At 51.3% G+C, this 24,368-nt stretch carries 29 protein-coding genes; 4 read left to right on the plus strand and 25 right to left on the minus strand.

Annotation, left to right across the window (positions count from 1 at the left end; genetic code table 11):
• Positions 1-102: 102 nt before the first annotated feature.
• From KNO68_RS07460 to KNO68_RS07480, 5 genes are all read right to left on the minus strand, one after another.
• Positions 103-1,395 (minus strand): methyl-accepting chemotaxis protein, encoded by a 1,293-nt coding sequence (locus tag KNO68_RS07460; RefSeq protein ID WP_214683843.1) that lies wholly within the window; start codon positions 1,393-1,395, stop codon positions 103-105.
• Between the two features lie 121 nt (positions 1,396-1,516).
• On the minus strand, positions 1,517-1,840 hold the full coding sequence (locus KNO68_RS07465) for a hypothetical protein (RefSeq protein ID WP_215112259.1): 324 nt from the start codon (positions 1,838-1,840) through the stop codon (positions 1,517-1,519).
• Positions 1,841-1,850: 10 nt separating this feature from the next.
• Positions 1,851-2,678 (minus strand): GNAT family N-acetyltransferase, encoded by an 828-nt coding sequence (locus KNO68_RS07470; RefSeq protein WP_215112260.1) that lies wholly within the window; start codon positions 2,676-2,678, stop codon positions 1,851-1,853.
• 61 nt (positions 2,679-2,739) lie between these two features.
• The gene (locus tag KNO68_RS07475; protein ID WP_214811221.1) at positions 2,740-2,919 is read right to left on the minus strand and encodes a hypothetical protein; all 180 of its coding nucleotides are present in this window, start codon (positions 2,917-2,919) and stop codon (positions 2,740-2,742) included.
• Between the two features lie 57 nt (positions 2,920-2,976).
• On the minus strand, positions 2,977-3,462 hold the full coding sequence (locus KNO68_RS07480; RefSeq protein ID WP_214735109.1) for a hypothetical protein: 486 nt from the start codon (positions 3,460-3,462) through the stop codon (positions 2,977-2,979).
• 156 nt (positions 3,463-3,618) lie between these two features.
• On the opposite strand from KNO68_RS07480, the gene KNO68_RS07485 reads away from it, so the two are divergent.
• The gene (locus tag KNO68_RS07485; RefSeq protein WP_031422805.1) at positions 3,619-4,116 is read left to right on the plus strand and encodes a hypothetical protein; all 498 of its coding nucleotides are present in this window, start codon (positions 3,619-3,621) and stop codon (positions 4,114-4,116) included.
• Positions 4,117-4,152: 36 nt separating this feature from the next.
• Here the strand turns inward: KNO68_RS07485 and KNO68_RS07490 are convergent, their stop codons facing one another.
• The 3 genes from KNO68_RS07490 to KNO68_RS07500 all read right to left on the minus strand — a co-directional run bounded on the left by KNO68_RS07490 (position 4,153) and on the right by KNO68_RS07500 (position 6,452).
• On the minus strand, positions 4,153-5,088 hold the full coding sequence (locus KNO68_RS07490) for a DMT family transporter (protein WP_215112261.1): 936 nt from the start codon (positions 5,086-5,088) through the stop codon (positions 4,153-4,155).
• Between the two features lie 101 nt (positions 5,089-5,189).
• Entirely contained in the window at positions 5,190-5,477 is a 288-nt protein-coding gene (locus KNO68_RS07495) for a putative quinol monooxygenase (protein WP_214872456.1), read from the minus strand.
• A 114-nt stretch (positions 5,478-5,591) separates the two neighbouring features.
• A complete protein-coding gene (locus KNO68_RS07500; protein WP_078147344.1) occupies positions 5,592-6,452 on the minus strand; it encodes a YitT family protein in 861 nt (286 codons plus the stop codon).
• 177 nt (positions 6,453-6,629) lie between these two features.
• Between KNO68_RS07500 and KNO68_RS07505 the strand changes: the two genes are divergently transcribed.
• A complete protein-coding gene (locus KNO68_RS07505; RefSeq protein ID WP_078147345.1) occupies positions 6,630-7,544 on the plus strand; it encodes a YitT family protein in 915 nt (304 codons plus the stop codon).
• Positions 7,545-7,599: 55 nt separating this feature from the next.
• Here the strand turns inward: KNO68_RS07505 and KNO68_RS07510 are convergent, their stop codons facing one another.
• The 17 genes from KNO68_RS07510 to KNO68_RS15105 form a co-directional block, all read right to left on the minus strand.
• A complete protein-coding gene (locus KNO68_RS07510; protein ID WP_215112262.1) occupies positions 7,600-8,655 on the minus strand; it encodes a GGDEF domain-containing protein in 1,056 nt (351 codons plus the stop codon).
• A 94-nt stretch (positions 8,656-8,749) separates the two neighbouring features.
• The gene (csrA, locus tag KNO68_RS07515) at positions 8,750-8,977 is read right to left on the minus strand and encodes a carbon storage regulator CsrA (RefSeq protein ID WP_078147346.1); all 228 of its coding nucleotides are present in this window, start codon (positions 8,975-8,977) and stop codon (positions 8,750-8,752) included.
• Positions 8,977-9,414, minus strand: a complete 438-nt coding sequence (fliW, locus tag KNO68_RS07520) for a flagellar assembly protein FliW (protein ID WP_215112263.1) — start codon at positions 9,412-9,414, stop codon at positions 8,977-8,979. The genes csrA and fliW overlap by 1 nt, the downstream gene beginning before the upstream one ends.
• A 15-nt stretch (positions 9,415-9,429) precedes the next feature.
• Positions 9,430-10,005 (minus strand): DUF6470 family protein, encoded by a 576-nt coding sequence (locus KNO68_RS07525; protein ID WP_215112264.1) that lies wholly within the window; start codon positions 10,003-10,005, stop codon positions 9,430-9,432.
• Positions 10,006-10,011: 6 nt separating this feature from the next.
• Positions 10,012-10,944 carry a flagellar hook-associated protein FlgL gene (gene flgL, locus KNO68_RS07530; protein ID WP_214687246.1) on the minus strand — a complete coding sequence of 311 codons (933 nt, stop codon included), beginning with the start codon at positions 10,942-10,944 and terminating at the stop codon, positions 10,012-10,014.
• A 6-nt stretch (positions 10,945-10,950) separates the two neighbouring features.
• Positions 10,951-12,465, minus strand: a complete 1,515-nt coding sequence (gene flgK / locus KNO68_RS07535) for a flagellar hook-associated protein FlgK (RefSeq protein WP_214687247.1) — start codon at positions 12,463-12,465, stop codon at positions 10,951-10,953.
• A 12-nt stretch (positions 12,466-12,477) separates the two neighbouring features.
• Positions 12,478-12,834 carry a flagellar export chaperone FlgN gene (gene flgN, locus KNO68_RS07540; protein WP_074036203.1) on the minus strand — a complete coding sequence of 119 codons (357 nt, stop codon included), beginning with the start codon at positions 12,832-12,834 and terminating at the stop codon, positions 12,478-12,480.
• Between the two features lie 114 nt (positions 12,835-12,948).
• Complete coding sequence (locus tag KNO68_RS07545) at positions 12,949-13,200, minus strand: flagellar biosynthesis anti-sigma factor FlgM (RefSeq protein ID WP_012726982.1); 252 nt, start codon at positions 13,198-13,200, stop codon at positions 12,949-12,951.
• 23 nt (positions 13,201-13,223) lie between these two features.
• Positions 13,224-13,571, minus strand: a complete 348-nt coding sequence (locus tag KNO68_RS07550) for a flagellar protein (protein ID WP_240499843.1) — start codon at positions 13,569-13,571, stop codon at positions 13,224-13,226.
• Positions 13,572-13,628: 57 nt separating this feature from the next.
• The gene (locus tag KNO68_RS07555; protein WP_215112265.1) at positions 13,629-14,297 is read right to left on the minus strand and encodes a ComFC family protein; all 669 of its coding nucleotides are present in this window, start codon (positions 14,295-14,297) and stop codon (positions 13,629-13,631) included.
• Positions 14,294-15,451 (minus strand): DEAD/DEAH box helicase family protein, encoded by a 1,158-nt coding sequence (locus KNO68_RS07560; RefSeq protein ID WP_215112266.1) that lies wholly within the window; start codon positions 15,449-15,451, stop codon positions 14,294-14,296. Before KNO68_RS07560 ends, KNO68_RS07555 begins: the two co-directional genes overlap by 4 nt.
• Before the next feature lie 121 nt (positions 15,452-15,572).
• Positions 15,573-17,207 (minus strand): alpha,alpha-phosphotrehalase, encoded by a 1,635-nt coding sequence (gene treC / locus KNO68_RS07565; RefSeq protein WP_215112267.1) that lies wholly within the window; start codon positions 17,205-17,207, stop codon positions 15,573-15,575.
• Positions 17,208-17,289: 82 nt separating this feature from the next.
• Positions 17,290-18,738 (minus strand): PTS system trehalose-specific EIIBC component, encoded by a 1,449-nt coding sequence (gene treP, locus KNO68_RS07570; RefSeq protein WP_215112268.1) that lies wholly within the window; start codon positions 18,736-18,738, stop codon positions 17,290-17,292.
• A gap of 202 nt (positions 18,739-18,940) precedes the next feature.
• Positions 18,941-19,648 carry a trehalose operon repressor gene (treR, locus tag KNO68_RS07575; protein WP_214683815.1) on the minus strand — a complete coding sequence of 236 codons (708 nt, stop codon included), beginning with the start codon at positions 19,646-19,648 and terminating at the stop codon, positions 18,941-18,943.
• 48 nt (positions 19,649-19,696) lie between these two features.
• The gene (locus tag KNO68_RS07580) at positions 19,697-20,545 is read right to left on the minus strand and encodes a DegV family protein (RefSeq protein WP_214683813.1); all 849 of its coding nucleotides are present in this window, start codon (positions 20,543-20,545) and stop codon (positions 19,697-19,699) included.
• A 95-nt stretch (positions 20,546-20,640) separates the two neighbouring features.
• Entirely contained in the window at positions 20,641-21,333 is a 693-nt protein-coding gene (locus KNO68_RS07585; protein WP_285222494.1) for a response regulator transcription factor, read from the minus strand.
• A 22-nt stretch (positions 21,334-21,355) separates the two neighbouring features.
• Positions 21,356-22,480, minus strand: coding sequence for a sensor histidine kinase (locus KNO68_RS15105; protein ID WP_214683811.1), 1,125 nt, complete (start codon positions 22,478-22,480; stop codon positions 21,356-21,358).
• 179 nt (positions 22,481-22,659) lie between these two features.
• On the opposite strand from KNO68_RS15105, the gene KNO68_RS07595 reads away from it, so the two are divergent.
• Both KNO68_RS07595 and KNO68_RS07600 read left to right on the plus strand, forming a co-directional pair.
• A complete protein-coding gene (locus KNO68_RS07595; protein ID WP_012726992.1) occupies positions 22,660-23,301 on the plus strand; it encodes a YigZ family protein in 642 nt (213 codons plus the stop codon).
• A 41-nt stretch (positions 23,302-23,342) separates the two neighbouring features.
• Positions 23,343-24,350, plus strand: a complete 1,008-nt coding sequence (locus tag KNO68_RS07600; protein WP_215112269.1) for an LCP family protein — start codon at positions 23,343-23,345, stop codon at positions 24,348-24,350.
• Positions 24,351-24,368: the final 18 nt, after the last annotated feature.

Consider the following 24,368-nt stretch of genomic DNA (forward strand, 5'->3'; position numbering starts at 1 on the left):
TTTCGAAAAAAGTTACACGTTTTGAATATAAATCTTCAAAACGCATAAAAATAGCCCACTCTCGTCAGCTTTTGATGACCAACTCGAGTGGGCTATTCGGACTTACACTTCCACCTTCATCTGTTCCGTCTCATTCTGCAAACTCTCCGCGACGCGAACGAGCTCTGACATCGCTCCGTTCACTTCACCAAGACTAGCTGCTTGCTGGCTCGCTGCTGACGTCACTTCATTCGCATAACGTGATGCCTCTTCGACCATCCCAACGATGCCCGCCGAGTTTGTCACAACCGAATCGATCTGACCACGTGACTCATCGAGGAGTGAATCGACCGAATGGACATGACTGTATACTTCATTTGCCGAATTGTGGATCGATGCGAACGCACCACCTGCTTTTTCAACTAAGCCAACACCTGTCTCCACTTCTGCTTTGACGTTCGCCATCGACGATGACGTATCGCCAACGAGACGCTTCACGTCTACGATGAGATCGGTGATTTCTTGAGTCGAGTTCGCTGTTTGTTCCGCGAGCTTTTTCACTTCTGCCGCTACGACGGCGAATCCACGACCATGCTCACCGGCACGTGCCGCTTCAATTGATGCGTTCAAGGCAAGCAAGTTCGTCTGTGCTGAGATGTCACTGATGACATCCGTGATCCGTGAGATTTCGCCTGTCATTTCTGTCAACTGGCTGTTAAGTGTTGATGATTGCTCCACTTTCCCAGCAATCGCATGCATCGCATTGACGGAAGACGAGGCAAGACCTTTCCCGCTCTCTGCTTCCTGTTGCATCTCGCTCGCTGAATCAAGCGCCGATGACATCTCTTGACGGATGCTCTCCATTGTACGCGCGACCGCTCCGAGCAAGTCCATCGAGTTATACGTCGCACTGACGTTGTCTTCTAACATCTTGTTGAGGGAGTCCATCGCAGAACGAATGTTTTCTCCTGCAACGTTCCCTTCTTGGACCGCTGCTGCGATTTCCTGTGCCGACCCTGTCAATTGGTCCGCCGTGTAACGCATGTTCGTGCCTTGTTCCCGAAGGTGTTCGACCATGTTGTCCATCGACAAGAGTAGACGTCCCATCTCTGAACGATCTGTCGTTTTCTCGTCGGCGAAGTGCACCGTCAAGTCCCCGTTCCCGACTTCAACAGCTTTTTCAGAAGCCATCTCGACCGCTTTCAGTGGACGACGGGCAATCAAGTAAATGACGCCCCCACCGAGTGACGAGATGAGTAATGCCACGACCGTACCGACGAGCATGACTTGACCTTGTTCCATCTCGAGTTCCGTCAAGAGTAATAGGGTAATGTAGCCGACCGCTCCGCCCGTGATAAAGGACGTGACCAAAATCCACGCGAGCAGTTGCGTCGTAAAGTTTTTAAATACTTTCACTGTTTGTTCCTCCTCATTGTGTTCATCACTCCTTATATCGTCCAATTTCCAATGAATGTATAGCGTTTTCAGTTGAACGTTTGGTCAATGAAAAACGTACCCCGTCAAGGAGTACGTTTCGTTAGAATGCTTCGTCGTCTCGTTCGACGTGCGCCACACGTCGTGGTGTCGTCGCCGCATCAATCGCGAGCGTGATGGCAGCCGCCCAGTGCAGCATCATGCCGACAAACGGGATAAAGCCGAGGATTGATGCCGCAATTCCGACCGCCGCGCCGTAAGAGAATCGATTCAGTCGACTGAACGAAAGAATCAACACGATCACGTGGTACACGAACATGAAACCGAGGGGCGAATAGCCCATCCCGATGATAAAGAGACCGCCAAGAAACGGAATCCCGAGAAAGGCTTCAAACGCCGCGCCGAGCCATTTCAGATTTTTCACCATGTGGTTCACCTCATAATTCGATCATGTAAAACTCATAGCCACCATTCTCCGCAAAACCAGCGCGTTTGTAGATCTCGAGCGCCGCCTTGTTTTCCGTCTCGACATCGAGCTCGACTTTCGTCCGACCCATGCGGAACAGTTGTTGAACCATCTGTTTCAACATCTTTGTGCCGTAGCCTTTGCCTTGCTCGCCTGCTTTGACCCCGAACGCATGAATGCTAGCCGCGTCGTCCCCAGTGAGAAGAGCGCGAATCACGCCGATCGGTTTGCCGTCCACTTCGCCGATATACGTCACGCGGTCTGGCGTGTCGATTTGTTGATAGATGTTTTCCGTCACATCGACCGGGTCACCGAACGCCTCGCTGAGCGTCGCGATGATGAGCGGACGGTCGTCTGCTGTCGCCTCACGTAGCGATACCTCGTCCGGTTTCAAGAAGAGCTCCGCCTTTTTCAAGACGAGATTGTATTCCGAGAACTGATACGCCGCCTGAAGATGCTCGAGCACTGCTTTCCCGGACGCTGAATTTCGGTCGATGACGAACGTGAACGCTTCGCAACCGTTCAATTTTGCATCTTGTTTCGCCGTCTCAAGCAGTGCCGTGAAGACACCTTGTTTCCGGTATTCCGGATGGACAAGGGCATTCACCTCATACTCGTTCGGGAGATACGGGAAAAGCATGAGATACCCGACGAGTGTCTCTCCGTCATAAACCGCATAATCGTTCTGCCCGACCGACTCATGCCCGACTTTCACGTCGATCTTGTCGTTCGCGTTGACCGCCTGTTCTAGCGCCTTGACGTCATCCGCTTGCCTTACTTCTTCTACTGTCCAATTCATGTACATCACCTCATGTATTATTGTAGCACAAAGGAAAAAGCCCGCCTTAGCGAGCAGTCTCTTAGTCATTCCGTTCATTCTGAAAAAGTTGCGTCACTTCTCGCATCATCACCAAGATGACGATGACGACAGCCAAGGTGATCAAGCTCTCTTGTTTCGGTAAATCAAATACATACATCGCAACGATAAACAGAAGGGCTACAATCAATCCTTCCGTATAATCCCGTTTCCTCGTTCGCACACGACCACCCATTCCAAAAAGACTGCAAACGATTCAGCCGTCCACAGCCTTTCCATATTATAACGTCCGGAACTCCAACTCAGGGAGTGTCTCAATCAACTCGGCAATCTCGTCCGTATGTGCCTCCGCACCTGGGACGGCCTCTGTCGGTTCGACCCAGAAGAACGTCTTGTCGTTCGTCCCGAGGTAGTTGCCGTAGCCGATTTCTGTCGCGAACGCCTCTTCCGTCAATTCGCGGTCGATCAAGTCCAGGTGGAACAAGAGCTGGTCGTCCCCATCCTCGACGTTATAGTATAAATCGAACGTACCGTAGCTCTTCGTGTCCCCGATGTCGACGACGTCCTGCGCCTTCTCGATATAGACGTCACCCCGCTCAATCGCCTCGACGATTTTTGATGGCAAGACGATCTCATAACCGAGCTCACGGTCACGAATCGTCTGCGTCGTATCCTCTGTCCGTCCCCGGGACGAGACGACACCGACCGTCGCCACCAATGCACCTGTCACACCGAGCGCGAGCGCCCACTTCATCGATTTGTTCACAAGAACCACTCCTCACTTGTTGATGTCTTCACTTGATTATCCCACAAGTTGATGACTTTTCATTAAATATTCTGAAAAAATGTTTCCCCTTACATTGACGAGTGTCCGTCAATCCCATACGATGGTAGTAACGTACTATAGAAAAGAGGAACTGACATGTCTAACGAAACTACTTTGACGCGCGCTCAGCTGGACGCGCTCTTGAAAAACGTCTTCGCCCTTCAAATCCCGGTCATCGAGAAATTCATGACGGATTTGTTTAAACAATATGTCTCGACGGCTTCCACGTTCAAACAGGACATGGACACGATGAAAGCGACGGACTGGCACAAGCATTTCTTCGGTCAAAAAGTGATGCCTCACCTCTTCATCGAGAACCTTGGCTTCGGTGCATCGTTCCGTCACCAAGGCCAAGAGAAGGTCGTCAGCATCCCCGAGAACATGACGGTCGTCAAGCCGGACTCGGACGCGCAAATCAAAGAGATTTTAGAGAATCTCGACCAGACGCTCGCCTCGATGGACGGCGTCAAAAACAAAGGACTCGTCAAGAAGTTCTACAAAGAGACGCTCGAACTCATCTGCCAACTCGGTAGCCGTACCGGTATGATGGATGATTTCTATGACAAAGTCAAAGGCAGTTTGACAACAAGTTGATGACAATCCCCTCGTCCATAAGAGCGAGGGGATTTTTTATGCCTCTTGTCGAACGACGGTCGGGAGCTCCATAAACTGACTCCGACTGTGAAAGACGACCCCGACCATGACGAGCGCGATCCCGGACAAGGCGATCGGCGACGGCATGACGGCATGCAGGAAGACCAGTTCCCCGATGAGCGCGAACAGGACTTCGAGCGCTTGCGTCGCTTCGACGGATGCCAGTCTTCCCATGTCCTGTTTGACGAGATCGGTCGCCATGAAGAAGAGCACGGTCGCGACAACCCCGGACAATAGGGCGACGAGGAACGTCTGCCCGAGCTGACTCGATGAGGGGCGTCCCGTCGTCAAGCCGTACCCGAACAACAATAGCCAGACCGGGAGCGACCCGAGACACATTCCGAGGATTCGCTCGAACACGTCGAGGTCCGTATGTTGCATCATCTTCCGGTTCCCGAGCGGGTAGGCAAATGCGGCGATGATGACCGGCACGACCCCGAGCCAAAGGAAGCGTGGTTCGAACGACTCGAAAAACTCCGCTTGCATCATTACGACCCCAATGAGAATCAAGACCGAGAAGCGAAGTCCGCGCCATGGGATTCGTTCCCGTGTCCCGTCTCCCTTCTTGAAGAGTGGGGACAACAGTGCCCCGGCGACAATCGTCACTTGCCACGTGCCCGCGATCAGCCACGGAGGTGCGACCTCGGCCGCGAGACAAATCGGGACGTAAAACAATCCGAACCCGACCGTCCCCCAAAGAATCCATGGACGAGGATTCGCTTTCAATGCCGAGAGGACTCGCTTGAGTCCACCACGAAATGCGACCACAACTAGCAGTAACGGGATCATCCACAAAAAGCGGAGCGAGGCGCTATAGGCAAAGCTGCCACCCCCGACTTGCATCACTTCGTTCAACACGAACGTGCTCGCAAAAAACAAGGCGGCGAAGACACCGAGTATGAGTGGACGCATCCGATCCCTCCTTTCCGAATCCTGTCATGTTCTCGACACCTTGCCATTTCTCCTGCAAAAAACGGACAGCGCTTCGCCATCCGCTTCATCCCCCCCCTCAGTCATCTCCGGAGTTCGAGCGCGGCGATCCGCTCCATCCGCTCGAGGATTGGCTTCGCCTGATCGATATATGCCTTCACTTCAGCAAGCGACAACGACGCCGCATGCGCCTCTTCATTTCGCCATACTTCATAGACGAACACGGTATTCGCTTCGTCGAGCGACACGTGGACTCGATACGATTCACAGTCCGATGTCGCCTCCATCTCCCGCGCCGCTTCCGATAAAATCGCCACCAGTCTGTCGCGTTGCCCCGCTTTCGTGACAAGCTTTCCAATCAGTGCGTACATTCCCAATCCTCCCCTTTCTCTAGCATCGACTTCTTCCACTTTCCCTATGTGATTTCCTGCTTAGTCGGTTCACACGTGTAGAGGTTAAAAAAACGGACGACCCTTGGCCATCCGTTAATGAATATCGCGTTTTTGGAAGTTCCCGCCTTTGACCTCTGTCACCTCATACACGACGACGAACGCTTTCGAGTCGACATCATCGATGATGTCTTTGATCTTTCGTTCTTCGAGCCGGTTGATGACACACGTGATTTCGTAATAGCTTTCTTTGGAATACGCCCCTTGGATTTGATTCAACGTGGCGCTCCGTCCGAGACGGTCCCGAATCGTCTCGACCATCTCATGCGGTTCACTCGTGATGATTTTGAACGTCTTCGCCCCGCTCAATCCCTCCTCCACGATATGGATCACTTTCGAGGCGATGAAGTAGGCGATGGCGGACAGGACCGCTCCTTGAAGACCGAACACCGTCGAAACGACGATAAAGACGAACGTATTTAAAAATAAAATCAAATCACTCGTCCCGAACGGCAGTTTCCGTGATAAGAGGACCGCCAACATATCGATGCCGTCAAGCGCGCCCCCGTTACGAAGCGAAATCCCCATCCCGAACCCGAGGATGATCCCACCGACTACGGTGATGAGGAGCGCGTCCCCCTCGATGATGGTCGGAACGTGGTGCATGATGACCGTACCGACAGACAAGGACGCAATCCCGGTAACCGAGAGGATGGCGAAACTCTTGCCGATCTGTTTATACCCGAGATAGACAAACGGGATATTCAATACCCCGATGAAAATACCGAGCGGCAGTCCCGTCAGTTGTGACCCGACAATACTGATCCCAGTGACGCCCCCGTCCGAAACGTTATTCGGAATGAGGACCGATTCCAATCCATACGCCGCGATGAGTCCCCCGATGATGTTCATCATCATTTGAAACGCCATCAACCATGTTTTGTTTTCTCGCTTCATCCTATAGACCTCCATCCATTGTTCAACAACCTTGTTAGTTTAACATAAAATGATTTCGAAATAATTTATCGGGAATCATCCCTCAATTCTGAATATTCATGTCAGATTCTCTGTCGTAAATGATTGTCGGTTCGCATCATTTGGTATACTGAAAGAAATGGAAAGGGGGCATCCTGTATGCAGCGTACACCTATGCCTTCCCCGACACCGGAGGAAGTGCAGCGCTTAAGGCGTGAACATAATCCGATCAAGGCTTCTGAACTGTTTGTAAAAGTTGTCCTTTTGCTGCTCGGCTCCCTCGTCTTTGCCGTCGGCTTGGAGGCGTTCCTCGTACCGAATCAAATCATCGACGGTGGTATCGTCGGTGTCTCGATCATCGTGTCGTACTTGACGGAGACGAAACTCGCGATTTGGCTCGTCCTCTTCAACTTACCGTTCATCTACTTCGGCTATCGGCAAATCGGGAAAACGTTCGCCGTCGTCACGTTGACGGCCATCCTGCTCATGTCGGCCTTCACCATCGTCCTGCATGACATCAAGCCGTTCACAGACGACCTCCTCTTGTCGACCGTCTTCGGTGGCTTCTTACTCGGTGCCGGAATCGGGCTCGTCATCCGCGCCGGGGGCTCGCTCGACGGAACAGAAATCCTCGCCGTCGCTTTCACGAACCGGTTGCCGTTCTCCGTCGGGGAGATTGTCATGTTTTTCAACATCTTCATCCTCGGGACGGCCGGATTCGTCTTCAGTTGGGACCGGGCCATGTATTCGCTCCTCACCTATTTCATCGCCTTCAAGACGATCGATGTCGTCCTAGAAGGAATCGACCAGTCGAAAGCGGCGTGGATCATCACGTCCGCACCAGACGATATCGGACAGGCCATCATGGACCGACTCGGTCGTGGCGTGACGTATCTTCATGGAGAAGGCGCCTACACGGGTGACGGGAAGAAAGTCGTCTTCACGGTCATCAGTCGACTCGAAGAGACGAAACTGAAAGACATCCTCGATGACTATGACGAGAAAGCGTTCCTCGCCATCGGCAACATTCACGACGTTCGTGGCGGTCAGTTCAAGAAGAAAAACATTCACTAAACGTGAAATCCCCTATAACCGCTGGACTATCATCGCCAACGGTTATAGGGGATTTTTACGCAAATTTGACCTGATTCCGACCATTTCGCTTTGCTTCATATAATGCTTCATCTGCTCTTTCGAACACGACCGTGCTCGGCTCATGCCCTGCAATCGCTGCACCGATTGAAATAGTCATCGGAATGATTTCACCTTGAAATTCGAGTGGTGTTCGCTGTACCATCTGCACGATGTTTTCTGCCACCTTCGCCATGCCTTCACTACCTTCAATGACGAGCAAAAATTCTTCGCCACCGTATCGTCCGACAAATCCAGACGGCGGACAGCTTCGTTCCAACGTTTGTCCGATATGACGAAGTGCTGCGTCTCCTGCTAAGTGCCCATATGTATCGTTCAACTGTTTAAAATGATCGACGTCGATAACGAGTAACGTCCACGGTTTCCCGGACATTTCCAAATCGTTCATCTGTTCGAGCGTCCGATAACGGTTCGGAAGTCCCGTCAACTCATCAATGGTCGCCCGGTGCGTATGTAGGAGAAACATCCATAGATGCGTCTCAATCTTTTTTGCGGCCCAATAGCAGAGCCAGGCCCCAAAAGATAACATGAGAAAATAAGGAACAAATACATTTATAAAGACCGTCTCATTCACACTGCCGCTCACTTGAATCAAGACGAGGAGCGCACCTAACCCGATGTAGATGGCATACCCTCTCCCTCGACGAATCGGTAAGCGTGTCATGACAAGAGAAAATAAAAAGAAGACAAATAACAGTAGTAACGAGTCTACGAACGGAGCACTCATTCCGTGCAGCGTCGTGCGTCCGATGAAGATCAGACCGAGCGTGACGATAGCTCCGAACGGTCCAGCGAACGTTGCGGATAAGGCAATCGGGATGAGACGAAGGTCGATTCGTGCATCCCCTAATTCGATGGAGTTAATGGTTAAGAGAATTGCCGTCAACCCGTTAGAGACCCCAAACCAAAACCGTACGAACAACGGGGAGGTCGGCTGAATCGGTAAAACTGTTCGCATCACATAGAGTGTGAGCGACATGAATAAAAAGATCAGACTGATGTTGATAAGAAAACTATTAATACCTGTTTCCACCGATTCCCCTCCTTCCTTTCACGTTTCCATCCTATCCCAACCCATCAAGCGCTGTCATCCATCAATTACCGGATTCATGAAAACAGTCGAAAGCTCACGCTTCCGACTGCTTCTGAATCATCTGCTTCATCAAGTTGGCGCTATCTCGTGCCGACTCGTTCTCTTCCTGCATTTGAATGTACACTTCATGACGGTGGATGTCGATATGACGCGGGGCGTCGATCCCGAGCTTCACCTGGTCGCCTTCGATGGCGAGCACCGTAAGCGTCACGTCGTCCCCGATATGGATGGCCTCACCTTGTTTTCGTTTCAATACGAGCATCAGCGCACCTCCGCTTTCGTGCCGCCGAGCGGATAACGGGCCGGATATGCATCGTCTAGGATGACTTGTTTCCCGCGACGTTCCTTTGTCTCGATGACAATCGGCGCCTTCAAATTGAGCGTCGACGATTCGAACGGCTCACGGAGCGTGACGATCGAGTAGACCGAGACGTGTTCCGCCTCTTCGATCCCAAGTTGGTCTTTCGCGCCATCCGACAATTCGAACGCATAGTCCGACTTATGCCAAAACGGGTTCGTCACGACGAACGCACAGGCTTGTTCCTCGATTGACTGAAGCGACCAGAACGGTAAATCCTCCCCGTACGGGATCAACACGAACGTCTTACAATCCGGGAACCCCGGAATCTCACTGACGAACGTGATCGTCTCCGCTTCGTTTATTTCAATCTTGCCAAAGTAGTCTGTTTCAATGAACATGGATTGTCCTCACTTTCAACGCGTTTCATCATACATCCCACCGACCGGCCATATCTCGAGTGACGCCTGTTGACGGAGCGAGATGTCCGTCGTCCATGGCGTGAACGAGATATCGGCTGGCGTGAGCGATACATCAATTTGGGGTGGCGTGATATTCCACTCGATTTTCACATCCGCCGGCGTATACGTCAACTTGACACGATCAATCGATTTTGGCATGTAGCCCATCTCGACGATCGGATACGGGTCGTTCACCTTCTCCGCTGCCATTGAAGGGATCGGATTCCCGTTCTCGATCCGCATCATGCGGTCCCCCTCCCGGGCGATGTTCGCCATCGCCTCACGGGCCCCTTGCTCTCCCATCTGACCGAGGTATTTCCCAAGTTCAAGCACGCCTTTCAGGTTGCTCTCACTTCTCGCCACCGATGAGTCGACCTCAAGCTTCCCCGGTGTCGTCTGTTGCGTCATCTCGGCTTTACCTTGTTGGATCGACAGGTCAGCCCGCCCTTGACGCATCTCGAGCACGGGCCGATTAGATGTCATCTGGATCGCGGCAAACGTCTGCCGCATCTCAAGTCTCGCGAGATTCATGACCGATTACCGCAAGAAGTCGAGAAGCGTCGGCTGGATAATGCGGGCACCTGCAGAAAGGGCTGCACGGTGGACGGTCTCATGTGACTTCAGTTCCATGATGACTTTCTCCACGTCGATGTCCTCGTTATCAGACATGATGGTCTTGGCGATAATCTCATGGTCTTGTAAACGGTTGTCGACGAGCTCCAAACGGTTTGCTCGGGCACCGAGCTCCGCCCGTTCCGTGATCAAGTTTTGACCGAGTGTGTCGAGCGTGTCGAGTTCAGCCGATAGGTCGGCACCAGTAGTCGTTGTCTCTTTTAAAAGTGTACTCAATTTATGAAGACCTTCAAATAACTCTTTACCAAAAACCGTTTCTGGTTGCATGTTCACTTGTACAGTAATTCCTTTTGACACTTCAAATTCGATCTCCCCACTTGTTGCAGGTGCCGTTCCACTCTCATAAATCGAATCGACAGAACCAGCCGGATTCGCTAAATACGCTTTTAACTGGTCGACATTGATGAGAGGTTGATCTGTCTTCGTACCGTTATAAATATACTTTTCACCTGCTTTTGAGTTCGCAAGTGAACCGATGTGTTCGATCAATTGATCGACTTCGCTCTTGATAATGGCACGTTGCGACGATTCATACGTATCGTTCGCCGCTTGCGTCGTCAATTCGCGAATCCGCTTGACGGCTTCCGTGACTTCGTTGAGCGTCGAGTCCGTCAAATCCATCCAGCTCGTCGCCTCGCTGACGTTACGACGGAATTGGTCGACTTCACGTACTTCGGTTCGGTAACGAATGCCTTGCATCGCGACGACTGGGTCCTCTGATGCTTTTTGAATTCGTTTCCCGCTGATGAGTTGTTCCTGAACGCGAGCGAGTGTGTTGTAGCTACTAGATAAATGCTTCAAGTTCGTCTGTGTGAGCATTGTCTGTGTGACACGCATCAGTCATTACCTCCCTACGACACCCATGCCGTTAATGATTTTATCTAACATTTCATCGACGGCCGTGATGTTACGTGCCGCCGCGTTATAAGCGTGCTGATACTGGATCATCATCGTCATCTCTTCATCGAGCGAGACGGCACTGACCGACTGACGACGCTGGTCTGAACTGCTCAACAGGGCGAATGTACTCTTGGCGAGGTTTCCGTTCTGGCTCGCCTCGACAGCCATGTTCCCGATGACGTTTTGATAGTATTTCCCGATGGAAGTCGTCGCAGTGGATGAACCACCCGTAAATGTGATTTGCGCATTTTTTAAGTTTGCCAAGTCAAGAGCCCCGCTACCGTCTCCGATGTTTTGGTCTTTTGAGATGGCGATCAAGTTCAAGTTCGATAAAATTGTCGGATTGACCGTTACGGTCTTCGCATCGCCGACAATAAAGAAATCGATACCTTTTTGACGGGGATTATCTTGAACATTCCCATCGTAAAAAGTCTTATGCAAATCATTAAATGCCGTCGTGAACTCTTTTGCCATGACGTCTAAATCCTTCAACATCTTGGTAAAGGCTCCATCGTGCGTTTCTGTTCCCGTAGCTGAACCGTACATATCAACGAGCGCTTTCAACTTCCCATTTGGTAAATCGTCAAAGACGAGCGTTGTCGTTCCTGCGGCCGCATCTGTGATCTCCATGTCGTTAATTTTCCCAACTCCGCCTGTTAGTCCATCCACTAACGTAATCTTTGTTGGAGTCGGTGTTCCAGGCACGGAAATTCGGATATCAATCCGTCCTTCCGCGACACGTTGCGAGTTTCCACGTGTTTCGCCGTTCGTGTAATCAACAGGCACACGTTCGAATTCAATGTATTGCGACAACTCGTCCATGTAGCGATCGCGCTCATCATACAATTCATTTGGCAGAACACCAAGAGGCTCTGCATCACCGATTTGACGGTTGACGTCACCAATTTTCGTCAACAAGTCGTTGATTTTTTTCGTGACGACGCCCGCTTCTGCTTTCAAGTCCTCTTGTACTTTCGATAACGAAGAAGACATGTAGTTGAACGTTTGTGTCAACGTCAACGCTCGTTGCCGAACCACGCTTCGCGCACCCGTATCATCCGGGTTGACCGACAAGTCTTGAAGTGACGCCCAGAACAAGTCGAGCGATTTAGCGAGTCCGTTCTCAGACGGTTCGTTGATGATGTCTTCCATCCGGCCGAACGCCGCTTCTTTCGTCGCATAGAAGGCGTTCTTCACCGACTCATCACGATACTGTTGATCGATCATGAGATCGCGAATTCGGGCGAGTGTCTCCCCGCGTACACCTGTCCCGAATTGTCCGGCTTTCGTCCCGCCGAAGTTGACCGAGAGCTGTTCGGTCATCCCGAGTGTGAGTCGTTGCCGTGAATAGCCAGGGTTTGAGGCGTTCGCCACGTTATTCCCGGTCGCTTGAAGCGCCCATTGGTGTGTCGAGAGACTGCGGCGTGCCGTCTCTAATCCCATAAATGTTGAACCCATTCCACTTCCTCCTTAAACGTCACGGCTGAACGAGCGTGTTTCGAACGCTTGTTGTCCGTATGTAAAATCATCTGCTTCCGGCATGAGCATATCCAGATGCCAAGTAATATAACGAAGGGATTGTTCGAGTAGCGTCGCGTTCAATTCGTTCTGTCGCTTCAACTCGAACAAGACCGGTCTCAATTCCTCTATCTCTTCATCGTCCAATTCATACGTCCCTTGAAGTCGTTCCGCTTCTTTTTGTGAAATTTGTCGGACAAGTTTCGCTTCTTCTTTGACGAGCGTGCTAAATGCCACCATGTCATTTTGAATGAGTTGCTGTTCTTTCGCGTAAGCCAATTCGAGTAACCGTTTATGTAATGTGAGCATGAGTCTCTCCTTTTTTCAAAAAAAGAGCCGACTAAAGAAAGGGGTGCCCCTTATTTAGTCAGCTTCCGTGCCGTGTTATTCAGTGCGAAGGCCTCAAACGGACCTCGCTTCCATTCATCCTTGTAGAAAGCGTTTAGCGATTTCGCGCGCGTCCCGTGAATACGTGCCCGCATCAATCTCTGCTTTCAAAGCGTCGATTTTTGCGAGACGGTCCGGATGTTTCACCGGTTCTTCAAACCGGGCGCGGGCTTCCGCCGAGATTGACAATTGGTCCGTTTGGCGTGATTGCGCGGGCTTCGGTTCGACTTGCGTTTTCTTTTCATAAGTGTTCGGTAAGTGTACCCACTTGGCTGAATCGATGCGCATGCGTCTTCCCCCTCTTCATGATGTTAATCCAAACGATAAGTGCGGATGCTTGATTGTTTCGTCAAGCTCTCCTGTAGACTGGACAGTTCCTTCTGCATATCTCTCTGGCAGTTCGAACAAATTTTTCCTTCGTTCGTCGGTTGACCACAACGGACGCAGCTGATGGCAAGCGCCGGATTGTCCTTAATGATCAAGCGTCCTTCATGGATATATCGCGTGATATCAAGTTCAGAGACACCCGTCGCTTCGACGAGGGCTCCGATGGTCGTTTGTTTGTTGGCCGGTTCACGAATGAAGTCGCGGACTTTCAAGAAGTTTTTATAATCGACTTCGTTACATGATGGACAGTACGGTGAACGACCCTGTTTCATAAACAAGCGTCCACACATTTGGCAAGATGCTGCATCCATTGGTTTCACCTCTGCTCTTTATATCGGACGCGATTTCGATTTGTTTAGCGCCCGAAATAAGCAAATCGCAGAAACTTCTGATGCACCTGCCTGTCGCAACGAAAATGCCGCCTGATGAAGGGTCGTCCCCGTCGTATAGACGTCGTCTATAAGAATGATTTTCCCACATTTCACTGAAGTTGGTACAGTGAAAGGATTCGTTCGGTGTCGTCTTCCTTCTTTCCCGAGTTCACGTTGACTTGAAACCTCCGTTTTTTCGAGAAACTGTCGCGTTGGACCGATACATCGCGCGAGCACCTCGGCCTGATTGAAGCGACGTGTCTGAAGCCGCTCCTTACTCAACGGGATCGGAACATACGTCACGCCAGATGAACGCGATGCCCGAAGCGCTGGCGCGACCGATGAGGCAATGACGACATCCCCGCTGAATTTAAATCGATGTAGCCAGTCAATTCCTGCCTCATCGTATGCGTACAGGCAACGGACGGTCAAATCGAGACCGAGCGCGAGCCAGCGGATGCAGTCCGGACACGTCTCACCGGTCTCATTCGGTTGACCGCAGCGCGGGCAACCCGTACCGAGCGGCGTCAGTTTCGACTCGCAAGAAGGACACACCCAGTTTCGTCGCCATAATGTGGCAGGAGTCCACGGGACGGTCATCGACTCATGACAAATAAGACATCTCATCGCCGATTCGCCTCCTTGATCTTCCGTATGGCAACATCTTGACGGAACGTCCGCTCCCTGTAAAAGAAACAGACCTCTCCTGTCGGCGCTTCCGGTTTCCGCCCCGCCCGTCCTGCCATCTGAATGAGTCCCCGTGTCGAGAAGAGCCGATGCTCGCTCTCGAGTACCCCGACCTGCACGTCCCGAACCGTCATCCCCCGTTCCCAGATGGAGGTTGCAAGGACGACGCCCTTTGTCTCTTGGAGCCAGTGAAGGGCGTCAGTCCGCTCCTCGGTCTCAGCCGATACCGTCCGACATGCGAGTCCCGCACCTTCTAACATCTCGCGATACCGCTCCAAATCAGGCTTCGTCGGTACGAACAAGAGACGTGGTTTCAAGGCGTGACGTCGACAGAAATCTACGATTCGTTCGTCGGACTGTTTGACAAGTGTCGGGACCGGCAAATCAAATCCGTGATAGCGCCGCGACAGATGAACCGTTGGAAACATCTGTTGCCAAACGGTCGGGGTTGCCGTGATGAACAAGAAGACACCTCTCCCGACCCGACGAATCGTATTCCATAACGCGATGTCAAAGGCAAACGGGAAAGCATCGGACTCATCGACGAGCACATAATCGAAGACGTCCCGAACATTCATGAGTAACGGCGCGGTCGCCACCGTGATCATCCCGACGGAGTCTTTCTCCCCTCCCCCGTATCGTCTCGTGACAGGCACGGTGAATGCTCGTTCGAGCCGTTCGACCCATTCGATGGCGACGTCTTTCCTCGGGGACACGATCAAAACCCGCTTCCCTGCATTGACGACCCGCTCAATTACCGGGAACGTCATCTCCGTCTTCCCGGCGCCGCATACCGCATGTACGAGCCCCGTCTTTTGTCCGTCCCACCACGTGAGCAATTGATTTGCGACCCGTGTTTGGTCGGGGGCGAGCTCGAACGGCATCGTCAGTTCCGTCGTTTCAAGTGGAGTCGTGATGTCCCGTTCTTGTAGAAAATCACAGCGACAGACACGCCCGAGGTATAGACAATTTCGACAATAGGCACAACTTCCGTGATGACAGGTGAACGTCCGGACGTCCGTGCTGAGACAGCGTTGGCAGATACCGAAGCGGATGGCCCGTTTTCCTGCCTGAGCGACAATAAGTTCTCCCATGACCTGACTCCTTTTTGTCATCACGCTACCAAAACGGCTATATAAATGCGATACGACTTATCTAAAACAACGTAGGTCGACTACACAAATAGGACCCGACGAAAGCGTCGGGTCCTATTTGTTACTTCTGTTTGTAGAACATGATCGCCTCGTACGGACGAAGGGACAGCGTCGTCCCGTCGAGCTCAGGCACGTCATAGTTGTGGCTGACGACGTTCACCCGCTCGAACCCTTCCGGAATCGTATACGTCGTTTCCGTTCCATAGAAGTTGGCGACGACGAGAAGTTCCTCGCGGTCGGTCTTCCGTGTATATGCCCAAACGTCCAACGAATCAGGTGTGAGAAGCGTGTAATCCCCATCCGTCAAGACGTCAAGTTCTTTTCGTAATGCAATCAAATGTTTGTAGTGGTAGAACACCGAGTTCGGGTCACGGAGCGCCGTCTCGACGTTCACGTCCTCATAGTTCGGTGCCACGTTGATCCACGGCGTGCCGCTCGTGAAGCCGGCATGCGTCGTCGCATCCCACTGCATCGGCGTCCGCGAGTTGTCGCGTGACTTCTGTTTGATGGCGGCCATCATGTCTTCGTGCGACACGCCCTCCTCCCGCTTCAACTTGTAGATGTTGAGCGTCTCGATATCCCGATATTCGTCGAGCGAGTCGAAGCCAGGATTCGTCATCCCGATTTCTTCCCCTTGATAAATATACGGTGTCCCTTGAAGGCCGTGGAGCACGGTCGCGAGCATCTTCGCGCTCTCGACGCGATGGTTCGTGTCGTTCCCGAAACGGCTGACGACGCGCGGTTGGTCATGGTTGCACCAGAAGATGGCGTTCCATCCCTTCCCGTGCATCCCTTGTTGCCACGTCGACATGATGTCTTTCAATTGAATGAAATCGAACGGTGCAGCGACGAACTTCTCCCCGTTCGGATAGTCGACTTTCAAGTGGTGGAAGCTGAACGTCATGCTGAGCTCGTTCTCGTCCGGGTTTGAATAGCGGACGCAGTGGTCGAGCGTCGTCGAAGACATCTCCCCGACCGTGATGACGTCATGCCCGTCAAATACTTCCCGGTTCATCTCTTTTAAATATTCGTGGATGCCTGGACCGTCCGTATAGAACTTGCGACCATCCGACTCGTCTTCCGGGAAGTCCTGTTCTTTCGAAATGAGGTTGATGACGTCGAGACGGAATCCTTTGATTCCTTTTTTACGCCAGAAGCGCATCATCTCGTAGACGTCCTCGCGCATCTGTTCGTTCTCCCAGTTCAAGTCGGCCTGGGTCACGTCGAACAAGTGGAGATAATATTGCCCGCTCTTCTCATCATATTCCCACGCGTTTCCGCCGAACTTCGATTCCCAGTTCGTCGGTTCGTCGCGCCAGATGTAGTAGTCACGGTACCGCTCGTCTCCCGCCAATGATTTTTGGAACCATTCGTGCTCGGTCGACGAGTGGTTGACGACGATATCCATCATGAGGCCGATTCCCCGCGCCTCTGCCTCACGGATCAATTCATCGAGATCTTCCATCGTGCCGTAAGACGGGTCGATGGCATAGTAATCACTCACGTCATAGCCGTTGTCGTGTTGAGGTGACTGATAGACAGGTGTCATCCAAATATATTCGATGCCGAGTTCTGCCAAGTAATCTAGCTTCGCCGTCACCCCTTTGATCGATCCGGTCGCGTTCCCTTCCGGACTGTAAAAACTTTTCGGGTAAATTTGATAGACGACTGATTTGCGCCAATTTTTCTGTGTCATCAACGACATCTCCTTTTTGTAAGAGTTTTCATTTCAATAAGAAAGAGGGAAGAACTGCCGTCCCTCCCTCCCGAGTCATTGCTTATGCGACTTTGTTTTCTTCAAGTTCACCTTTCTTCATGTAACGCTTCGACAAGATGAATGTGAGCGCGAACGGTACGATGATCGCGATGACCATGCCGACGATGAAGAGAAGGATTTTATCTGTGAAGATGGAGAGGAATCCAGGGAGTCCTCCGACACCGATGGCGATTGCTTGCACATCGTTCAATGTGATGAAGATGGCTGCGATCGCTGACCCGATCATCGCTGAGTAGAACGGGAATTTATTTGGTAAGTTGACCCCGAACATCGCCGGCTCTGTGATTCCGAAGTAAGCCGAGATGGCTGAAGTCGACGCCATGCTCTTTTGTTTCGCGTTGTGCTTGTAGACGAAGAACATCGCGAGTGCAGCCGAACCTTGAGCAATGTTTGAGAGTGCGATCATCGGCCAGATGAACGTACCGCCTGTATCGGCGATCAACTGAAGGTCGATGGCGATGAACAAGTGGTGCATCCCGGTGACGACGAGCGGCGCGTAGAACAAGCCGAAGAGGAGTGCCCCGACGACCGGTACGGCTTCAAACGTGTTGACGAGTCCTGTCGCAATCACGTTCCCGATTCCACGAGTGACCGGTCCAACGATTGCGAGTGCAAGGAATCCAGTGACGACGATGGTTGTGATCGGAACGACCAAGAGTTGGATGGCGTTCGGTACACGTTTTTTCAAGAACATCTCGATTTGGCTCAAGATATAAGCCGCAGCGAGAACCGGCAAGATTTGACCTTGATATCCGACTTTCTCAATTTCGAAGAGTCCGAGGATATCGAACGTCGGTACTTCTCCTTCAAGTGCTGCTGTCCCGTAGCCCCAAGCGTTCAAGAGGTCCGGGTGGACAAGCAAGAGACCCATGACGATCCCGAGCACTTCGCTCCCACCGAAACGTTTCGTCGCCGACCAACCGACGAGTGCCGGTAAGAAGACGAATGACGTGTTCGCCATCATGTTGATGAGGTCCCAAAGTCCTTGTAAGTTCGGATACGCCTCGATGAGTGTCTTTCCGTCGATGAAGAGACCTTCAGAAGCGAGTAAGTTGTTGATCCCCATGAGGAGACCGGCCACGATGATGGCTGGAATGATTGGCATAAAGACGTCAGAGAAGACTTTGACGAGTTTTTGAAGCGGATTCATTTTTTTGCCGCCTGCGGATTTGACCTGGGCGACCGTTGCCGCCTCAAGTCCCGCGAGTTTGATGAACTCGGCATAGACGCGGTCGACATCACCGGCTCCGATGACGATTTGATACACGCCCGAGTTCTCGAACGCCCCTTTGACGAGATCGACTTCTTTCACACGTGCCTCATCGACTTTTGACTGGTCTTTGAGGGAGAGACGAAGACGTGTCACACAGTGTGCGGCTTTGTCCACGTTGTCTTTGCCGCCGATCGCGTCTAAAATCTCTGCGGCAATTTGACGATAATCTGCCTTCATGTTGAATGTCCTCCTTTGTTTGAAAACTGTAAATGAAAACGGTTACTTATGAGTACAAACAAAGTATAACTTATCTATATAAGTTAAGTCAACAACTTATATATATGAGTTGAACATGAAAGTTTTGCGTTGTGATTTACTGTTAAAATTCCCCTATTTTGACTTAGGACAAACAAAAAACCCCTTCCTGTACGAAAGAGGTTTACCTACGGGCGACGTCGCTAAACTGGAACTTGTCCAAGCGGTGACGCGACTCCGTATATTCAAATTGTTGTCCTTCATATAAGAACGTATCGTTCGTGATGACGATGACGTATTCATAGTCATGCAAGTCGAGCCGCTTCCGGTCGAGTTCGGTCACGTCTTCTGCCGCAATCTTTCGTTTGGCATAGCTGATCTGTAGGCCGAGCTCTCCTTCGATATATCCATAAATCGAACGAGCCGCAATCTCTTCTGTTAATCCAGGGACGAGGTCTTTGACGAAATAGTTGATATCTAAGATGACGTTCTCCCCGTCAAAGTTCCGAACCCGTTCGATGCGAAACACGTGCGTCCCCGCCGCCAAATTCATCCGTTCGGCGAGCCAAGTCGGGGCCTCCATCTCTTCAAACGAAGCGACGTGAGTCTGAATAGAACGACCGAGCATGCTCGCGTACACTTCTGAGAAACTGACGATGCCGTTGAATTGAAACTCGATCTGGTCCCGTTTCAATACGAACACGCCTTTTCCGTGATGCTTCCGGACATACCCGTTTTCCTGTAAAAGATCGAGCGCTTTTCGGACGGTTCCCCGGCTGGCCTCGAACTGATGCATCAACTCGGTCTCAGACGGAAGCTTTGAGTCAGCGGGTCTTGTTCCATTTCGCATCTCTTCTGCCAGACGCTCAAAGATTTGGCGATATTTCGCCATTTCATTCCCTCCTCCATTGAAAAAGACGACCTTAGACGGTCGTCTCTCTTACCATTCGCGACGATACCACGTGATGCCGATTGCACCAGGTCCGAGATGCGTTCCGATGACGGGACCGAAATGGCTTCCCGAGATGTGTGCTTTCGGGAACTTCTGTTTCATCGAAGCGAGCTCTTCCGCCTGACGCTCCGGGCAGTTGGCGTGAATGATGCCGATGCAGTAGCCTTCCCCGTCTCCGACAATCGATTCGTCCATCATCTCTTCGATTCGACGTACAGCCTTCTTGTATGTCCGAATCTTCTCGAACGGGACAATCAATTTATCCTGGAAATGAAGGACCGGCTTGATTTGTAAGAACGATCCGACGAGCGCTTGCGCCGCGCTCAACCGTCCACCGCGTTGCAAATGGTCGAGGTCATCGACGACGAAGTACGCACGAATCGAATCACGGACCGTTTCAAGCCGGGCGATGATTTCTTCTGGTGTCGCTCCGTTGTCACGGAGGTGAAGGGCCTCTTCGACCATGAACGCTTGCGGCATACACGAAATCTCTGAGTCAAACGCATGAACCGTCACATCGACCATGTCATTTAGCGCGACCATCGATTGGTACGTTCCGCTGATTCCACTGGAGAGCGTGATCGCAATCACGTCCGTCACATCGTCCGGCAAGCTCTCAATCAATTCCACCGTCTCACCGATGACCGGTTGCGACGTCGTCGGCAGATTCCCCGCCTCGATACGCTCATAAAACGCCTCGGTCGACATGTCAATCGACTCGCGGTACGACGCGCCATCGAAGATGACACTGAGTGGTGCGACATGGACGTCATGTCGCGCCAAAAAATCATCCGACAGATAGGCGGTACTGTCGGTTAAAATCGCAATGTTTCCCATACTATATCCTCACTTTACGTCGTTTCATTTTTCCAATTATGTTAGGATTCCATTCCATATTGTAACACAAAAACGAGGTAAAGCATCGGTGACGCTCAAATCTCGACCCAACCCCGGCGAATCGCATCCACGACGGCTTGTGTCCGGTCGTTCACGTCCATTTTACGAAGCACGGAGGAGACGTGGTTTTTAACCGTCTTCTCACTGATAAAGAGCATGTCACTGATGTCTCGGTTCGAGCGACCGTCGGCGAGAAGGTGTAACACCTCGACTTCACGGCGCGACAATAATTGATAGATCGGGTCATCTGTACGGCTCTCGACGCCACGTCCCGCCTGTTCCCCTTTGAATTGTAAGAGACGGCGGTAATCCTTCAGTACGTTCGTTGTCACTTTCGGATGAAGATACGCCCCATCCTTTGCGACGGCACGGACTGCCGAGATCAATTCTGTCGATGCGACTTCTTTTAATAAGAACCCTGATGCCCCTGCTTCAAGCGCATGCGTGATATACGACTCATCATCATGGATTGAAAGAATGAGGACACGTGTCTCTGGTGACAGGAGTGACAGTTGCTTTGTCGCCTCGATCCCGTTCATGTCTGGCATGTTGATATCCATGATCAAAATTTCAGGTTTTTGCTCGCCCGCGATGCGGATCGCTTCGCGCCCCGTGCGCCCTTCGGCGACAACCGTAAATTCATCCTCTAAATCAAAAATCCGCTTCAATCCTTCACGGAACAGTTCGTGATCATCCACGATTGCAATGCGTGTCTGTGTCATTTCCATGTATGTCTTCCCCCTTGTTCTCTCACGGAATCGGAATCGACATCCGGACGACCGTCCCTTTGCCGACTTCCGAGTCGATGGTGATGCTTCCGTTCACCAATTCAATTCGTTCGCGCATTCCAACAATCCCGAACGACCCTTCGCCAATCGTGCTCGACTCAAACCCGACACCGTAGTCGCGGACGTGAATGTGAATCACATCACTCGCCTGCTCGACATTGACGATGATTTCGGCAGTTTTTGCATGTTTGATCGCATTTTGGACCGATTCTTGAACGAGACGGAACACGTTAATCTCCAGTTTCTCCGGTAATCGCGCACGCGACCCCCGATAGTTGAGACGTGTCTTGATCGCCGTATACTCCTCCGTTTGATGGAGATAGCGTTCGAGCGTCGGCAAAAAGCCCAAATCGTCAAGCGACATCGGACGTAAATCATAGATTAAACGACGGACGTCGACGAGTGCCCCACGAATCAACTTTTTCAATTCATGTAATTCGGCAAACGCCTCGTCTTTTCCTCGTTTGTCAAACGTCTTTTCAATCAGATCGGCCCGTATCAAAATATGAGCAAGCGATTGCGCTGGTCCATCGTGCATCTCGCGGGCGAGATGGCGCCGTTCGCGCTCGGCCGCTTCGAATACACCGATGGCCATCTCTTGCTTCTTCATCATGTCCGAATACTCTTGCTGTAGGTCATCCCGTAAGAAGTTCAAGACGACACTCACACGACCGATCAACTTTTCGGCACGTTCGATCGTATCCTCTAAAATGAGCAGACGACGCTCTAAGTCATTCCGACGTTGCTGTGCCGCCATCTCTTCTTTTTGAACAAGAAAACGCTCGAGTTGCATTTGATTCGCCCGTTCGTAGGCTTCACGAATTTCTTGTTCACTATGTATATGAAACTTTTTACTGACTTGAACGAGCTTGGCCTTTGAAGCTTTCACGATTCGGTCGAGTCGATCGGATTCCTCGATGTAGAACTCGATTTTATCCGTCAATTCTTTCAACTCATTTTGAATTGCTGAATATTCAGTTGCAGAACTTTCGGTTATACGGACAATCTCCTCTTTACTTTCCGTCACCGTTTCAATCATATTTGTTATGATATGTTCTAAAGCTGTCCGATCGGTAATATGATTCACGATGCCATCCCCTAATAGTTCGGTAGTTAATCCTCATCTATTCTTATATATCGTCCCACCCTAAACAGGTTTACAGCGGACATGAGAGATTTTCTATAATTCCATTCGCTATAAGTAGCGTATGTGCCTACTTGAATTCTAAAAAAAATATTCAAAAATAGAAAGGAGAATTTTCAGAAATGTCTATTGAGTCAAATTATACTATAAAACAAAGTGGAACATACGAAGTCGTTATCCAAAAATCAAAATTTATTGCTCATTTCAAACGTGTCGAAACCGAGGAAGAGGCGCAGACGTTCATCCAAGCCATCAAGAAAGAGCATTGGAACGCAAACCATAACTGTTCCGCCTACATCATCGGGGAACGAAACGAGCACCAGAAAGCGAATGACGACGGTGAGCCGAGCGGTACGGCCGGCATGCCGATGCTCGAGGTGTTACGCAAACGCCACTTGAAAGATACAGTCGTCGTCGTGACTCGTTATTTCGGTGGAATCAAGCTCGGTGGCGGCGGACTCATACGTGCCTACGGTGGAACTGTGAGCGAGGGACTCGATGCGATCGGAATCGTCGAACGTCTACCGATGCAACAATTGACACTCACCGTCGACTATACTTGGATTGGGAAAGTCGAAAATGAGTTGAGACAGTCTAGCTACCTGCTCGATGACATCATCTACGCCGACCTCGTCACGTTTCATGTGTCGGTCCCCGTGGAAGAGACAGAAGAGGCACTCGCTTGGCTAACAGACATGACGAACGGTCAAGGTCAGCTTCAAACTCATACAATCCGCATCATCGAACGTGATTTCAAACGCTGAAACGCCTATACTAAAAGAAAAGACTGAAATGAGGAAACAACATGGAAACACCCCCACGCAAGAAAAGATCACCTTGGAAAATCGTCCTCATCGTGTTGGGTGTCGTATTGCTGGTCGGTGGTTCCGCTTTCGGCTATTTTGTCTTCAAAGCGAATGAAACCGCCGAAAACGCGAACAAGGCGTTGGAACGTGGCGACAAGTCAGAACGTCGCGACGAGACCATCGACTTGACGAAAGATCACTTTTCCGTCCTGTTAGCAGGAGTCGATGGCGGCGCCTCGCTCGAGGAAGGACGGACCGATTCGCTCATGGTCGCCACGTTCAACAAGGAATCGCGGCAAGTGACGCTCGTCAGCATCCCACGTGACTCATATGTCGACATCATCATCGACGATGAGGATCCGTTCAAAGACAAGATCAACCATGCTTACGCTTACGGAGGCATTGACACGACCATCGCGACCGTCGAGAACCTGCTCGACATCCCAATCGATTACTATGCGACCATCAACTTTGATGGAATCGAAGATTTGGTCGATGCGGTCGGTGGCGTCGAGATCGATGTCCTCATCCCCATCTCCGGAAAAGCGACCGGAAATGTCGAGCTAGAGCCTGGCGTTCAAGTCTTGAACGGAAAAGAAGCACTTGCCTATGCGCGGATGCGGAAGCAAGACCCTGCCGGCGACATCGGTCGAGCCGGTCGACAACAGCAAGTCATCGAGGCCATCATCAACGAGGCGACGACCATCAACTCGTTTACGAAGCTGAACCGGATCATGAATGCCGTCGGCGAGAACATTCGAACAAACATGTCGTTGTCAGAGGCTTCTCAGCTTCAACCGTACGCAAAATCGTTGAAGTCGTTTAACCGAGAAACGCTCGAAGGGAACGATTTGACGTTAAACGGTGTGTATTATTACGAACTCGACCCTGTTGACCTTCGCGATGCTCAGGCGCTTCTGCAAACGGAACTCGGCATGCCTGTGACAGCGGATGAACCATCGACAGACGAAACGGACGATTCGATGACCGAAACGACCACATACTAAAAAAGTAACCGGTATCGT

Source organism: Exiguobacterium sp. s75, from assembly GCF_018617145.1.
Taxonomy (GTDB): Bacteria; Bacillota; Bacilli; order Exiguobacteriales; family Exiguobacteriaceae; genus Exiguobacterium; species Exiguobacterium profundum.

Coding starts and splice junctions, on each gene's coding strand:
- KNO68_RS07550 (WP_240499843.1), bottom strand. CDS start 13,571: ATGAAACAGGGTCGTTCACCGTACTGTCCATCATGTAACGAAGTCGAT.
- KNO68_RS07500 (WP_078147344.1), bottom strand. CDS start 6,452: ATGAAGCGAGAAAACAAAACATGGTTGATGGCGTTTCAAATGATGATG.
- KNO68_RS07560 (WP_215112266.1), bottom strand. CDS start 15,451: ATGGGAGAACTTATTGTCGCTCAGGCAGGAAAACGGGCCATCCGCTTC.
- flgK (WP_214687247.1), bottom strand. CDS start 12,465: ATGGGTTCAACATTTATGGGATTAGAGACGGCACGCCGCAGTCTCTCG.
- KNO68_RS07595 (WP_012726992.1), top strand. CDS start 22,660: ATGTCTATTGAGTCAAATTATACTATAAAACAAAGTGGAACATACGAA.
- KNO68_RS07525 (WP_215112264.1), bottom strand. CDS start 10,005: ATGAATCTCGCGAGACTTGAGATGCGGCAGACGTTTGCCGCGATCCAG.
- treC (WP_215112267.1), bottom strand. CDS start 17,207: ATGACACAGAAAAATTGGCGCAAATCAGTCGTCTATCAAATTTACCCG.
- KNO68_RS07485 (WP_031422805.1), top strand. CDS start 3,619: ATGTCTAACGAAACTACTTTGACGCGCGCTCAGCTGGACGCGCTCTTG.
- KNO68_RS07585 (WP_285222494.1), bottom strand. CDS start 21,333: ATGGAAATGACACAGACACGCATTGCAATCGTGGATGATCACGAACTG.
- KNO68_RS07495 (WP_214872456.1), bottom strand. CDS start 5,477: ATGTACGCACTGATTGGAAAGCTTGTCACGAAAGCGGGGCAACGCGAC.
- KNO68_RS07600 (WP_215112269.1), top strand. CDS start 23,343: ATGGAAACACCCCCACGCAAGAAAAGATCACCTTGGAAAATCGTCCTC.
- KNO68_RS07470 (WP_215112260.1), bottom strand. CDS start 2,678: ATGAATTGGACAGTAGAAGAAGTAAGGCAAGCGGATGACGTCAAGGCG.
- KNO68_RS07580 (WP_214683813.1), bottom strand. CDS start 20,545: ATGGGAAACATTGCGATTTTAACCGACAGTACCGCCTATCTGTCGGAT.
- csrA (WP_078147346.1), bottom strand. CDS start 8,977: ATGCTCGTATTGAAACGAAAACAAGGTGAGGCCATCCATATCGGGGAC.
- KNO68_RS07505 (WP_078147345.1), top strand. CDS start 6,630: ATGCAGCGTACACCTATGCCTTCCCCGACACCGGAGGAAGTGCAGCGC.
- treR (WP_214683815.1), bottom strand. CDS start 19,648: ATGGCGAAATATCGCCAAATCTTTGAGCGTCTGGCAGAAGAGATGCGA.
- KNO68_RS07465 (WP_215112259.1), bottom strand. CDS start 1,840: ATGGTGAAAAATCTGAAATGGCTCGGCGCGGCGTTTGAAGCCTTTCTC.
- fliW (WP_215112263.1), bottom strand. CDS start 9,414: ATGTTCATTGAAACAGACTACTTTGGCAAGATTGAAATAAACGAAGCG.
- flgN (WP_074036203.1), bottom strand. CDS start 12,834: ATGCTCACATTACATAAACGGTTACTCGAATTGGCTTACGCGAAAGAA.
- KNO68_RS07555 (WP_215112265.1), bottom strand. CDS start 14,297: ATGAGATGTCTTATTTGTCATGAGTCGATGACCGTCCCGTGGACTCCT.
- flgL (WP_214687246.1), bottom strand. CDS start 10,944: ATGCGTGTCACACAGACAATGCTCACACAGACGAACTTGAAGCATTTA.
- KNO68_RS07490 (WP_215112261.1), bottom strand. CDS start 5,088: ATGCGTCCACTCATACTCGGTGTCTTCGCCGCCTTGTTTTTTGCGAGC.
- treP (WP_215112268.1), bottom strand. CDS start 18,738: ATGAAGGCAGATTATCGTCAAATTGCCGCAGAGATTTTAGACGCGATC.
- KNO68_RS07545 (WP_012726982.1), bottom strand. CDS start 13,200: ATGCGCATCGATTCAGCCAAGTGGGTACACTTACCGAACACTTATGAA.